Origin of the sequence: Streptomyces sp. NPDC093586 (assembly GCF_044764905.1) — a bacterium.
Taxonomy (GTDB): domain Bacteria; phylum Actinomycetota; class Actinomycetes; order Streptomycetales; family Streptomycetaceae; genus Streptomyces.
This window is the reverse complement of sequence record NZ_JBIWJA010000017.1, coordinates 139,305-152,605: the sequence shown is the minus strand read 5'-3', so window position 1 is coordinate 152,605 and position 13,301 is coordinate 139,305. Positions and strand designations below refer to the sequence as shown.

11 protein-coding genes are annotated in these 13,301 nt (G+C 71.1%); 6 read left to right on the top strand and 5 right to left on the bottom strand.

From position 1 onward, the window contains the following. Positions 1-469: 469 nt before the first annotated feature. The 4 genes from ACIRFH_RS19680 (at position 470) to ACIRFH_RS19665 (ending at position 4,180) form a co-directional block, all read left to right on the top strand. Positions 470-1,459, top strand: a complete 990-nt coding sequence (locus ACIRFH_RS19680; protein ID WP_403522221.1) for an NAD-dependent epimerase/dehydratase family protein — start codon at positions 470-472, stop codon at positions 1,457-1,459. Between the two features lie 43 nt (positions 1,460-1,502). Further along, positions 1,503-2,612, top strand: a complete 1,110-nt coding sequence (locus tag ACIRFH_RS19675; protein ID WP_403522219.1) for a DegT/DnrJ/EryC1/StrS family aminotransferase — start codon at positions 1,503-1,505, stop codon at positions 2,610-2,612. 34 nt (positions 2,613-2,646) lie between these two features. Then, positions 2,647-3,276, top strand: a complete 630-nt coding sequence (locus tag ACIRFH_RS19670; RefSeq protein ID WP_403522217.1) for a dTDP-4-dehydrorhamnose 3,5-epimerase family protein — start codon at positions 2,647-2,649, stop codon at positions 3,274-3,276. 223 nt (positions 3,277-3,499) lie between these two features. Next, the gene (locus ACIRFH_RS19665) at positions 3,500-4,180 is read left to right on the top strand and encodes a Crp/Fnr family transcriptional regulator (RefSeq protein WP_403522215.1); all 681 of its coding nucleotides are present in this window, start codon (positions 3,500-3,502) and stop codon (positions 4,178-4,180) included. A 60-nt stretch (positions 4,181-4,240) separates the two neighbouring features. Here ACIRFH_RS19665 and ACIRFH_RS19660 read toward each other — a convergent pair whose 3' ends face one another. From ACIRFH_RS19660 to ACIRFH_RS19650, 3 genes are read right to left on the bottom strand one after another with little or no spacing between them, the layout of a single operon-like run. After that, the gene (locus ACIRFH_RS19660; protein ID WP_403522213.1) at positions 4,241-6,694 is read right to left on the bottom strand and encodes an ATP-binding cassette domain-containing protein; all 2,454 of its coding nucleotides are present in this window, start codon (positions 6,692-6,694) and stop codon (positions 4,241-4,243) included. Further along, a complete protein-coding gene (locus ACIRFH_RS19655; RefSeq protein ID WP_403522211.1) occupies positions 6,691-7,692 on the bottom strand; it encodes an ABC transporter permease in 1,002 nt (333 codons plus the stop codon). Before ACIRFH_RS19655 ends, ACIRFH_RS19660 begins: the two co-directional genes overlap by 4 nt. Continuing rightward, on the bottom strand, positions 7,689-9,281 hold the full coding sequence (locus ACIRFH_RS19650) for an ABC transporter substrate-binding protein (protein WP_403522209.1): 1,593 nt from the start codon (positions 9,279-9,281) through the stop codon (positions 7,689-7,691). Before ACIRFH_RS19650 ends, ACIRFH_RS19655 begins: the two co-directional genes overlap by 4 nt. 148 nt (positions 9,282-9,429) lie before the next feature. Here ACIRFH_RS19650 and ACIRFH_RS19645 point away from each other — a divergent pair, with 148 nt between their 5' ends. After that, positions 9,430-10,146 carry a PIG-L deacetylase family protein gene (locus ACIRFH_RS19645; RefSeq protein WP_403522207.1) on the top strand — a complete coding sequence of 239 codons (717 nt, stop codon included), beginning with the start codon at positions 9,430-9,432 and terminating at the stop codon, positions 10,144-10,146. A gap of 79 nt (positions 10,147-10,225) precedes the next feature. Continuing rightward, positions 10,226-10,609: a VOC family protein gene (locus tag ACIRFH_RS19640; protein WP_063816950.1), complete on the top strand. Its 384-nt coding sequence runs from the start codon at positions 10,226-10,228 to the stop codon at positions 10,607-10,609. Between the two features lie 102 nt (positions 10,610-10,711). Here the strand turns inward: ACIRFH_RS19640 and ACIRFH_RS19635 are convergent, their stop codons facing one another. Further along, a complete protein-coding gene (locus ACIRFH_RS19635) occupies positions 10,712-11,947 on the bottom strand; it encodes a cytochrome P450 (RefSeq protein WP_403522205.1) in 1,236 nt (411 codons plus the stop codon). Between the two features lie 81 nt (positions 11,948-12,028). Further along, entirely contained in the window at positions 12,029-13,219 is a 1,191-nt protein-coding gene (locus ACIRFH_RS19630) for a cytochrome P450 (protein WP_403522203.1), read from the bottom strand. Between the last annotated feature and the right edge of the window lie 82 nt (positions 13,220-13,301).

The following is a 13,301-nucleotide window of genomic DNA, read 5'->3' as shown; positions in this document are numbered from 1 at the left end:
CTGCCGAGTACGAGGAAGCCTTCTGGCGGAGCCAGGAACGAGCCACGCGGTCCGCCTGAACCAATCAAGACCGGACTCTACGAAACTCGGGGCAGTTCACGGGACAACCGCTCCAGCCGGTCGCCCGGGGATCGGACCCCCGACTCCTCCACGGGATGGCGGTCATGAACTCCACGGCTGCCGCTCAAAAGTGAGCGTTGTCATAGAGACGCCATGGCTACGATACAAACAGCGGGCGTCAGGGCCACGAATCGCCTGCCACACGAGCACCGGGGTGCACAGGGGGAACGGGGGCCACAGTGGGGCGGTATCCAGTGCGCGGTCATACCGGCAGTGATGTCCGCCGGGGCCGACGGCCATACGGGGACGTCTCTGTCCACCGTCCTTGCCTGGCAGGCGCACCCGGGCACACGCTTGCCGTGTATTCCGAACCCGTCTCCCTCGACCGGTCGCGGTGGAGCTCAGCGCCGTGACAGCCCGTGGCGCAGCCCACGCCGGGCGGGTCGTCACCGTTCTCGGCGCCTCCGGATTCGTCGGCTCTGCGGTGCTGGCCGCCCTGGCCCCGCGTCCTTACCGCGTGCGGGCGGTGGCCCGCAGGCCGAGCGCCGTACCGCGCGGGTCCGCCGCGGTCGAGGTGTGCCGGGCCGACCTGGCGTCCGGTGCGGTCGCCGGGGCGGTGGCGGGTTCCGACGTGGTGGTCTGCCTCGTGACCCACAGCGGCGGGTGGCGGGCGGCCGAGAGCGACCCGGAGAGCGAGCGGGTGAACGTCGGGATCATGCGGGAGCTCCTCGGGGTCCTGCGCGCGGAACGCTCCGCGGGCCCGCCCCCGCTGGTCGTCTACGCCGGCGCCGCCTCACAGGTGGGGGTGCCGCCGCGGGACGTGATCGACGGCACCGAACGGGACCGGCCCGCCACGGAGTACGACCGGCAGAAGCTCGCCGCCGAGGAGCTCCTCATGGCCGCCAGCGCCGAGGGAGTGGTGCGGGGTGTGAGCCTGCGCCTGCCGACGGTCTTCGGTGAGCCCTACGCGCCGTGGGCGAGGGACCGGGGCGTGGTGTCGGCGATGATCCGGCGCGCGCTCACCGGAGAGCCGCTCACCATGTGGCACGACGGCACCGTCAAGCGGGACCTGGTGCACGTGTCGGACGTGGCGGACGCCTTCCTGGCCGCGGTCGACCGGCCCGAGCAACTCGTCGGACGGCACTGGCTCCTGGGTGCGGGGCGGGGCGACCGGCTCGGGGACGTGTTCCGGGCCGTGTCACGGATCGTCGCCGAGCGCACCGGGCGGCAGCCGGTTCCCGTGGTGTCCGTCGAGCCGCCCGCGCACGCCCCCGCCACCGACTTCGCCGACGTGACCATCGACTCGTCCCTCTTCCGGGCGGCCACCGGCTGGTCCCCCCGGATTGCGCTGTACGAGGCGCTGGACCGCACGGTCGCCGCCATGGCGGAAGAGTTCTGAGGGTTTCTGTCGCCACCATCGCACGCGAAGGGACGGACCGCGGATGACGACCCGGGTATGGGACTACCTGCTGGAATACGAGACCGAGCGCGAGGACATCCTCGACGCCGTCGACACGGTGTTCCGCTCCGGCAGGCTGGTGTTCGGCGAGAGCATGCGTGGCTTCGAGCGGGAATTCGCGGCCTGGCACGGCGTACGGCACTGCGTCGGCGTCGACAACGGCACGAACGCCATCAAACTGGCCCTCCAGGCCCTGGGCGTGCGGCCCGGGGACGAGGTTGTCACCGTGTCCAACACGGCGGCCCCCACGGTGGTGGCCATCGACGCGGTGGGGGCCACCCCCGTGTTCGTCGACGTCCACGCCGACAGCTACCTCATGGACACCGGCCAGGTGGAGGCCGCGGTCACCGACCGCACCCGCTGTCTGCTGCCCGTCCACCTGTACGGGCAGTGCGTCGACATGGCCCCGCTGGAGCGGATCGCCGCACGTCACGGGCTGGCCCTGTTGGAGGACTGCGCCCAGGCGCACGGTGCCCGGCACCGCGGCCGGCAGGCCGGGGCCATCGGGGACGCGGCGGCGTACTCCTTCTACCCGACGAAGGTGCTGGGCGCCTACGGGGACGCGGGAGCCGTGCTGACCTCGGACGACGAGGTGGCCCGGAAGCTGGTGCGGCTGCGCTACTACGGCATGGAGGACCGCTACTACGTCGTCGAGACCCCCGGGCACAACGCGCGGCTCGACGAGGTCCAGGCGGAGATCCTGCGCCGCAGGCTCCGGCGGCTCGACTCCTATGTCGACGCCCGCCGGGCCGTCGCCCGCCGCTACGACGAGGGCCTGGCAGACACCGGCCTCGTGCTGCCGCGCACGGTCGAGGGGAACGACCACGTGTACTACCTCTACGTGGTGCGCCATCCGCAGCGCGACCGCATCCTCAAGGAGCTCAGGGTCCGCGGCATCGAGCTCAACATCAGCTATCCATGGCCGGTCCACACCATGGACGGGTTCTCCCACCTGGGGTACGGCAGGGGTTCCCTCCCGGTGACCGAGAGGCTCGCGGACGAGATCTTCTCCCTGCCGATGTACCCCTCCCTTCCCTGTGACCGGCAGGAGGCGGTGATAGACGCCCTGCGCGACGTCCTGGCCCGGCTCTAGAAGCCCGCGGTCCTTCCCCCACACCGGAGTTGGCATGAGATCACGAAGACTCGCCGTCGACGGCGCTTTCGAGTTCACCCCCCGCGTCTTCCCCGACGAGCGCGGTCTCTTCGTCTCCCCGTTCCAGGAGGCGGCCTTCATGGAGGCGACCGGAAACCCTCTGTTCCCTGTGGCCCAGACCAACCACAGCAGGTCCCGGCGGGGCGTGGTGCGGGGCGTGCACTTCACCGCGACCCCGCCCGGCACGGCCAAGTACGTGTACTGCGCGCGGGGTGAGGCGCTCGACATCGTGGTGGACATCAGGGTCGGTTCGCCGACGTACGGGCGGTGGGACGCGGTCCTGCTGGACCAGCGGCACTTCCGCTCCGTCTACCTGCCCGTGGGGGTGGGGCACGCCTTCGTCGCCCTGCGGGACGACACCGTGGTGTCCTACATGCTCTCCCGGGCGTACGTGCCCGAGCACGAACTGGCCATCTCAGCCCTGGACCCGGCGCTGGGGCTGCCTGTCCCGGCCGATACGGAGCCTATCCAGTCCGACCGGGACCGTGCCGCCCCCACGCTCGCCGAAGCCGAGGCCCAAGGGCTGCTTCCGGACTACGCGACGTGCAGCGGCATCGAGCACACCACAGCGGCCGCCTCCACCAGGGGCCGCAGGGAACCGTGACGGTTCGCATCACCCCGGCCGGGTCCTTTCCGGACCGGCCGTGCAAGAACCGGCTGGAGGATTCCGGCCGGCTTGGCAGTCACTGGCCGTGACCGAATCCAAGGAAGGGGGAAGGGGGTGAGCTTCAGGCGTTGGAACGGGGACCAGCACTCGGACGGACAGGCCGCGCCCGTCGCCTGGGCACATCCCCCCTTACGTCCACATGACCCAATCGTCATATCTCATGGATGCAAGGAAGTTCACCGAGCGGATCGCCTACCGGATCCGTCAGGACGAGCACGACCTCCGAGGTGTCACAGTGCTGCGGGGAGAGCACGTGTACAACTGCGCGGAGACCGATCGCAACGTCTACTTCGTCAAGTCGGGGCAGGTCAAAACGGTCATGATCACCGCGAGCGGGAAGCGATGTCTGCTCGACCTCTACCTTCCGGGCAACGTCTTCGGTGAACTGTGCCTGACCAACACGCGTCGCACCGACACGGCCGTGGCCATGACCGACACGGAACTCGTCCGCATATCCCATCGGAGGCTGCTGAGGATCCTGGACCGCGAGGGGCTGCTGGAGAACTTCACCGCCCATCTGACCGACCGTATCGCCGAACAGCAGCGGATCATCGCCGATCTGGTCACCATGGAGAGCGAGATGCGCCTGGCAGCCAGGCTGCTCCAGCTCTCGCACCGGTTCGGCCAGCGGTGCGGCCGGGGCATGGTGATATCCGCCCGGCTCACCCAGGAGGAGCTGGCCGAGATGGTCGGCACGACGCGGTCCCGGGTGGGCTACTTCCTCAAGAGCTTCCGGGAGGCCGGCCTCCTGGAGTCCAGCCGGGGTTCGATCATCATCAACCAGCCGAACCTGGCCAGGTACGTCGGGGAGCGCCTGGCCCTGAGCGGCGGACTGGTCTGACCCGGAACGTGAAGCGCCCGGCCGGGGTTCTCCGGCCGGGCGCTTCACGCTGATGTGTCGTCACACGCTCGTGGCCGGCTTGTCCGTTCCCGTGTGCACCAGCAGGCCCTCCGCGACTTCGGCCGTCGGGCCGCCCAGCCGGTCCACCACCATCCGGTCGTGCGTGACGACCACCAGGGCGGTCCCCAGCTCGCGGCACACCTCGTCCAGCAGGTCGAGGACCATCAGCGCGGTGTTGCGGTCCAGGGCGCTGGTGACCTCGTCGCACAGCAGCACGTCCGGTCGCGCGGCCAGGGCCCGTGCCAGGGCCACCCGCTGCCGCTCCCCGCCGGAGAGCGCCGCGGGACGGCGCGCCGCGTGCTCGGCGGTGAGGCCCACCCGGGCCAGCAGCGCCTGCGTCTCCCGCTCGACCGCCTCGTCGGGGACCAGGCCGAACTGCCGCAGCGGGCGGCCGACGATCCGGCGGACGCTGTGCCGCGGGTTGAGCGAGTCGTACGGGTTCTGAGGCACCAGCTGCAACCGTCTGAGCTGGTCCTGCTCCCGCCGGGCGAGCGCCGGTGCCAGCGGCTCGCCCTCCAGCAGCACCCTGCCCCCGACGGGCTCCACCAGGCCGGTGATCACGCGCAGCAGCGTGCTCTTGCCGCTGCCGGAGGGCCCGATGACGCAGAGCCGGCCACTCGGGGGCACCGCCAGCGACACGTCCGACAGCACGCGTCCCGATCTGCCCCGGTCCACGGTCAGGCCCTCGACGCGCAGCAGATCGCCGCCGGCGACGGACTCCTGCGAGGGACCGGCTCCGTCCCTCGGCCGGGGCGGGGTGAGCGGCGCGTCCTTCCCGCCCTGCCCGGCCACATGGCTCCGCAGGAGCTCCGCGGAGCCGGAGTCCACCACCCGTCCCTCGCTCATCACCACAACGGTGTCAGCCACTTCGGCAACCGCGGCGAGGTCGTGGGAGATCAGCAGCACCGCGGCGGACGCGTCGCGGCACTGCGCCACGACCTCGTCGAGCAGGCGCGCAGTGTTCTCCGGGTCGAGGGCGCTGGTCGGCTCGTCCAGCACCAGCAGTTCCGGATCGCGTGCCAGAGCGGCCGCGATGGCCAGCCGCTGCCGCTGTCCTCCGGACAACTGGTGGGGGCGGCGGGAGAGGAACGCCGTGTCCGACGGCAGCGACAGGCGGCGCAGTACGGCCTCGGCCTTCGCCCGCCGTGCCGCGGCGGGGGTGCCCAGAAGGCGCAGTTGCTCGTCCAGCAGGGTCCCGACGCGCAGATGCATGGGCAAGGAAGTGCGGGGGTCCTGGGCGACGTACGCCACCGACCGGGCGCGCAGCGCGCGCAGCGCCTCCCCGGACAGGCCGCCGATGTCCGTTCCGAGCAGCCGGACGGTGCCGGACTCCTTCTCTAGCCCGGGGGCGGTGTGCCCGAGCAGGGCCAGCGCGGTGCTGGTCTTGCCGCTCCCCGAGTCCCCGATCAGCGCCACCACCGCACCCCGCGGCACGGAGAGGTCCACATCGCGGACCACAGGGCGGCCGGTCTCGGCGACGGTCAGGCTCAGTCCGCGCGCCACGGCGGCCAGGCCGTCCTCGCGGGCGCCGGCCAGCTCGCGGTCCCGGTCCTGCCCGGTCCTCCTCTGCCGCACGGCGGCCCTGCTCCGCACCGCGCCGCGCACGGCGGAGAGAGGGCCGAATCCGTCGACCATGAGACCCGCGGCCAGCAGCAGCGCCAGCAGCATCACGCTGGGCGCGAGCACCGCTAGCGGCTGGAGCGCGAGTCCGCCGCGGTTCTCCAGGATCATCAGCCCCCAGTCGGGCGTGGGGGGCTGAGCCCCGAGTCCCAGGAAGCCCGCGGTCGCCACGGCGTACGCCGCCCCGACGAACCGCACGCCGGCGTCGGCGCCCAGGGTGACGGCGAGGTTGGGGAGCACTTCGCGGAACAGCACGGAGCGGGTCGTCTCCCCGCGCGCGACGGCCACCTCGACGTAGTCGTGGGCGAGTGCCTGGACGGCGGACGCCCTGACGATCCGGGCGATGTCCGGCAGCATCACCGCCACCACCGAGATCGCCACCCCGAAGACCCCCGGCCCTGTCCCCGTGGTGATCACCGCGATGAGCACCAGCGGCGGCAGGCCCAGAAGCACGTCGGCCAGCCGCATCACCAGGGTCTCCGCCCATCCGCCCCGGTAGGCGGCGAGCATGCCCGCCGCGGTGCCCAGCGCGTAGGCGGCCAGCAGCACGGCGAGCGTGACCAGGATGAGCACCCGGCCTCCCGTGAGGGCCCTGCTCAGCACGTCCGCGCCCAGGTGGTCGGTGCCCAGCAGGTGGTCGCCGCTGACCGGCGCGTACGGTATGCCCGCACCGGTGAGCGGATCGTGCGGGGCGAGCCACGGGCCGCACAGGGCCAGCAGCACCAGAAGGCCGAACAGCACGGCCGCGACGGGCTTCCTGCGGGCCGGCCGCCCGGGCGCGGCGGCCCGGGGGGACCCGGCGGATCCGCCGGGAGAGGAGTGTGTCGCGGTCATCGCGGAAGCCTCCGCAGGGGGTCGACGAGAACACCGAGGAGATCGCCCGCCAGGTTCACCAGTACGGTCAGTGCGGCCACCAGCAGGCCGACCGCCTGCACCGTGGGAACGTCCCGTCCCACGGACGCCTGGACGAGCACGGAGGCCAGTCCCGGGAAGCCGAAGAGGGTCTCGGCGACGAGGGCGCTGCCCACCAGCAGCGCCGTGTAGCGCGCCAGGAGCGGGATGACGGGCGGGATGGCGGCGGGCAGGATGTACTTCCGTACGACCCGGCGCTCGGGCACGCCGTTGAGGCGGGCGGTCACCACGGCGTCGCTCGTCGCGCTCTGCGTCACCCCGGCGCGTACCAGCCGTGTGTTGTGGGCGATGCAGCCGATCAGCAGCGTGATCACGGGCAGGACGAGGATCTCGGGATTGCTGAGCACTCCCTGCCCGGGGCCGATCACCGACACGGCCGGCAGCCAGTCCAGCTGGACGGCGAAGACCAGGACGAGCACCGATCCGGTCACGAACTCGGGGATCGAGACCAGCGTCAGCGTGATCAGCGAGATGCCCCGGTCGGCCGCGCCGCTCGCCCGCAGGCCCGCCCAGACGCCGAGGCCGACCGCGATCGGGACGAGGAGGGCCAGGGTGATCCCCGCCAGGACCAGGGAGTTGACGGCGCGTGGGAACACGAGATCCGCCACGGAGCCGCCGGAGACGTAGGAGGTGCCCAGGTCCCCCGTGAGGGCGCTGCCCAGCCAGTCGGCGTACTGCACCACCGCGGGCCGGTCCAGGCCCAGCTCCGCACGGCGCGCGGCGACCGCCTCCGGGGTGGCCTCCGACCCCAGGGAGGCGGTCGCCGCGTCGCCGGGCGCGAGCTCGGTGGCCGTGAAAACGATCGCGGAGACGGCGCCCAGCACGACGACGCCCAGGACCAGCCTCCGTCCCACGAAGCGCCACAGGGGGCCCCACCCCGCGGAGGTCTGCTCCGCGTGAGGGTGCGCTGCGGTCTTCATGCCAGATACGCGTCTCGGAAGCTGGGGAAGGTCGGGTAGCCGAGCGACTTGACGTCGTGCACCTTGGGCATCGCCGCGGCCAGCACCGGCGCCTTCGCCCAGACCATGTCGCCGCCCTCGTCGTAGAGGTAGTGCTGGATGTCGCTCAGCGAGCTCCTGCGCTGCTCGTCGGTGACGGCGGAGCGCACCCGGTCCACCAGGGAGTCGATCTTGCCGCCGGCGAGGCCCGTGAACGGCAGCAGCGCTTCGCTGCCGTAGAAGAAGAGCACGTCCAGGGGCAGCGGCCGGGGCTTGCGGTTCGCCGACTGGAAGTGGGCGCCGATAAAGACCTTCGGGTCTGCGAAGAAGTCACCCGCCGGCACCTTGTCGAGCTTGATCTTCACACCGGCCTTCTTGACCTGGTCGGCGAGGACCACCGCGCCCTCGGTGAGGCCGTACTCGTAGTCGCTGGTGCGGATAGTCAGCGAGAGGTCCTCCGCACCCGCGTCCTTGAGCAGCTTCTTCGCCCGCTCCGGGTCGTACTCTCGCTGGGGCAGGTCCTCCGCGTAGTACGGCAGGTGCTTGCCGAACAGGTCGTTGCCGAACTCGCCGAAGCCGAGCGTGACCCTCTTGACCATCTCCTCGCGGTCCACGGCGTACTTGAGCGCCTCCACCACGCGCGCGTCCTTGAAGGGGGCCTGGTTGCGCTTCAGCATCGCCCCGAAGTTGGGCCACTCCCACTTGGGCGGGGTGAGGAGCTGGATCTGCCCGTTCTGGCGCTCGGCGCGGCCGGCCACCAGGGAGATGCTCGCCGCGTAGTCGACCTGCCCGGCCTTCAGGGCGTTGAGGCGGGCCTCGCCGTCGGCGATGGACAGCAGCTCCAGCTCATCCAGGAAGGGGCCCTTGTCACTCCAGTAGTCCGGGTTCCGCTTGAGCAGTGCGCCCTGCCCGACGCGGTGGTTCTCCAGCAGGAACGGGCCGCTGCCCGGCGCCTTCTCAAAGTTCTTGGTGCCCTCGGGGAACACGAAGACGCCCTGGGTGAAGACGAGGTCCAGGAACCCGTGGGGCCGCTTCATCGGGAGCACCGCGGTACGGCTGTCCTTGCGCCGGGCATTGGCGATGTCCACGTCGACCAGCAGCGGGGCCGTGTTGGCCTGCTGCTTGATCTGGGTGCTCAGGGTATACAGCACGTCGTCGATGCCCAGCTTGCGGCCGTTGCTGAAGCGCACCCCGTCGCGCACCCGGATCGTCCACTCGGTTCCGTCGGTGTTGGGCTCGATGCTCTCGGCGAGCTGCATCTGCACACCGCCGTCGGGTCCGATCACGCACAGCTCGTCGTAGACGACGCGTGCCCTCACGTAATCGATCGGGGTGTTGGCCGCCTTGATGACGTCGGCCGTCTCGTTGCTGCCGCCGATGAAGGCGGCACGCAGCCTGCCCCCGCGCTTGGGGCCGGAGCTGCCGCCCTTGCCGTCGCCATCCGCCCCCGTGGACCCGTCGCCGTCGTCGCTGCAGCCGGCGAGCGCTCCCACCATCGCGGTGCCGGCGGTGATTCCCGCGGCCGTCCGCAGAAGCGTTCTCCTCGCCACCGCGCGCTCTGACTCGGTCATGGTTCCTCCTCACCTGCCATGCCTGGCGCGGGGAACCTACGCAGTGGCGCGTCCACCTCTCTGCGCATCATTGAGCATCCCGGGGATTTTCCGCCAATCGCTCACTTGAGAGCAGACGCCGCCCGCCACGGGTGCCAGGGTCGCCCACATGACGAAGCAGCTGGACGAGATGCCGATGGATTTCGAGCGGGCCCTGTGCGTGGTCGCCCATCCCGACGACATGGAGTTCGGGGGCGCCGGCGCGGTGGCGTCGTGGACGGCCGCCGGGAAGGAGGTGGGCTATGTGCTGCTGACGCGCGGTGAGGCGGGCATCGACGGGATGCGCCCGGAGGAGGCCGCCCGGGTCCGCGAAGAGGAGCAGCGCAGGAGCGCCGCGATCGTGGGGGTCCGCAGCGTGGAGTTCCTCGACCACCCCGACGGTGTGGTCGAGTACGGCACGGCGCTGCGCCGCGACATCGCCGCGGCGATCCGTCGCCACCGCCCACAACTCGTCGTCGGCTACAACCACAGGGACACCACGCACACCGGGCGGTGGAACACCGCGGACCACCGCAACGCCGGGCGGGCGCTGCTCGACGCCGTGGCCGACGCCGGCAACCGCTGGATCTTCCCCGAGGCCGGGGAGCCGTGGGGCGGGGTTCGCTACGTCACCATGATCGGCTCCCCCGAGCCGACCCACGCGGTGGACGTGAGCGGGGCCGTCGACGAGGCGGTGGCGTCCCTGGAGGCGCACAAGACGTACCTGGCCGCGCTGGGCGGCGGGGGGCCGGTCGATGTGCGCACCCCGCTGACCGGGTTGTTCCGGGCCACGGGCGAGCGGTTCGGCGGACGGCTGTCGATCCCTTTCGAGCTCGTCGTCGGCTGAGCCGCCGGGAACAGGAAAAGACCTCCGGGTGCGCAACTTTGGCCAGGCGGAACGGAAGCGCGTCCCTACCCTCGGCTCCATGGCAGCTATCCCATACCTGAAGTACGAGGATGTGGCCCGGGCCCTGGAGTGGCTGAGCGAGGCGTTCGGGTTCACGGAGCGGGAGCGGTTCGCGCACCCGGACGGTCCGGTGTTCCACGCCGAAATGCTGACGCCCTCCGGCGATCCGGTCTACCTGGCCGGGCCGGGCGACGACTACCGCTCCCCGGTCCGCACCGGCTACCGGAACGCGATGGTGTCGGTCGACGTCGAGGATGTGGACGCCCAGTACAAGCGGGCGGAGGCCGCGGGCGCCAAGCCGGTCTTCCCTCCGACGGACACGCCGCAGGGCATGCGTGTGTGCAAGGTGGAGGACCACGAGGGGCACGAGTGGTTCTTCAGCCAGCGGCTCACCCGCGGGTAGCAGTCCGCGACAGCCGCGCGGAGGAGTCCGCGGCCCGGAGAACGGGCGCACGGGAACGGGGCCGGGAGGAGATCCCGGCCCCGTTCCCGTGTCCCGGGAGCGTCACCAGGTGACCGGCAGCGCCTCCAGGGCGTGGATGACCACGTTCTTTTTCCAGGGGAGTTCGGCCTCGGACACGGCGAGCCTCAGGCCGGGGAAGCGGCGCAGCAAGGTGCCAATGCCGACCTGTAGTTCCAGCCGCGCGAGCTGGGCGCCCACGCAGTGGTGGATGCCATGGCCGAACGAGGTGTGGGAACCGGGCTTGCGGGTGATGTCGAACCGGTCGGGGGAATCCCAGACCGACTCGTCGCGGTTGGCGGAGTTGGTGATGGCGATGACACCGTCACCGGCCCTGATCAGCTCTCCCCCGACCTCCACGTCCTCGACGGCCACGCGCATCAGCCCGCCCGCGGCACCGCCGGGGATGAAGCGCAGCAGTTCCTCGACGGCGTCGGCGATCAGCTCCGGATCGGCTCGCAGCAGCTCCAACTGGTCGGGGTTGCGCAGCAGTACCAGGACGGCGTTCGCCAGACGGTTGGCGGTCGTCTCGTAGCCGGCGACGATCAGGCCGCCGGCGAAGGAGACGAGCTCTCGCTCACTGAGCCGGTCGTCGTTGTCGCGGGCGGCTATCAGGACGCCCAGCAGGTCGTCCGCGGGCTTCGCGCGGCGTTCCTGAACCATGGCGGCGAGGTAGCCGATCAGCGCGTTGCGCGCGGCGACGGCCGTCTCCAGCTCGTCGGGCGAGGTGCGGAACATCGTGTCCGACCACTCACGGAACCTGTCCCGGTCCGCCGGAGGCACCCCGAGCAGGTCACAAATGGTGATGATCGGCAGCGGTCCGGCCAGCGAGGAGACCACGTCCCCGGGCTTGCCCGCCTCCTCCATGGCGTCCAGCAGCCCGTCGACGGTGCTCTGGATGCCCTCCCGCATGCCCTCGATGCGCCGGACGGTGAAGGCGGGGGCGACGAGCCTGCGCAGCCGGGTGTGGTCGGGTGCGTCCTTGCTGACGATGGAGTCGGGGTCCCCCTCGACACCGGGCATCAGCTTGGGCGCCTCGGGGCGGGTGGCGGCCTGGCGGCTGAACCGGGCGTCGTTGAAGACGAACCGCACGTCCTCGTAGCGGGTCACGATCCATGCGGTGTCGCCGCTGGGCAGGGTGACACGGCTGACCGGCTTCTCCGCGCGCAGCCGCGCATACTCCGGTGACGGGTCGAGGGCGGACCTGATCGGGAACGGGAAGGGCGGGGGCGTCCCGCCCGCGTCGGCCGGACGGGGCGCTTCTTCGTCAAGCTGGGCCACAACGGCTCCTTACGTCGGTCCGGAGCGCGGCGCGCCCAGACGATCGGATGGTGCGGGCGGAAGGCTGCGCCGCCGCACCGGTCACCAGGTCACCGGCAGTGCGTGGACGCCGTGGACGAACATGTCGGTACGGAACGGGATCTCCTCCAGCGGCACGGCGGTCCGCAGGGTGGGCACGCGGGTGAACAACGTGCCCCACAGCACGCCCAGTTGCAGACGGGCGAGCAGCTGGCCCACGCACTGGTGGAGGCCGTGGCCGAACGCCAGATGCTCGTTCGCTTCACGGCGTGGATCGAGCCGGTCGGGGTCGGGGAAGGCGTCCTCGTCACGGTTCGCCGAGGCCAGCACGACGACGACGCCCTCGCCGGCGCGGATGGTCTGCCCGGCGATCTCCACGTCCTGCACGGCGACCCGCCGCAGCCCGTAGTCGATCACCGTCTGGTGGCGCAGCGTCTCCTCGACGACACCCGGTACCAGCGAGGGGTCCGCGCGCAGCGCCCTGATCTGCTCCGGGTGCCGCAGCAGGGTCAGCGTGCCGACGCCGATCTGGTTGGCGATCGTCTCGAATCCGGCGATCATCAGCAGGGTGGCGATGCCGACGATCTCGTCGTGGGTGAGGTGGTCACGGTCCCGCTCCGCGGCCACCCGGCTCAGCAGGTCGTCCTCGGGGTGCTCCGTCTTGCGGCCGACCAGACGGTCGATGTAGGCGCGCAGTTCGTCCCGTACGACCTGCCGGCGCGCGGGAGTGGCGGAGTGGTCGCCGATGACCCCGGTGCATTCCTGGAAGAAATGCCGGTCGGCATAGGGAACACCGAGGAGTTCACAGATGACCAGGGTCGGCAGCGGAAGGGCGATGCATTGCACGAGGTCCGCGGAAGAACCGCTCTTCAGCATGGCATCGATCAGGTCGTCGACGATCGTCTGTACCGCAGGGCGGAGTGCCTCCACCCGTTTCCTCTTGAATTCGTCGACGACGGCTCGGCGCAGCCTGCTGTGCTCCGGGGGATCCATGCGGATAAACGTTCCAGGCCCCGGCGGCTGAACCGTCATACGCGCGGGAAAGCCCTCGCGGGAGAAATCGGAACTGAACCGTTCGTCGGAGAGCACCGCACGGGCGTCGGAGTGGCGGGTGACGAGCCACACCTCACTTCCGTCGAAGTCCAGACGGACGCGGTGCAGCCGGCGGTTCTCGCGCAGATTGCCGAACACGGGCGCCGGATCGAGCGGGCACGTGCGCGGGACGGGATACGACGTCGGCAGGTTCGCTTCCAATGGCGCGTCCTTTACGTCCAACGAGGGGCCGCCGGGCGGAGTGCCCGGCGGCTATCCTCGTCAGCGGACGCCCCGGATTCTG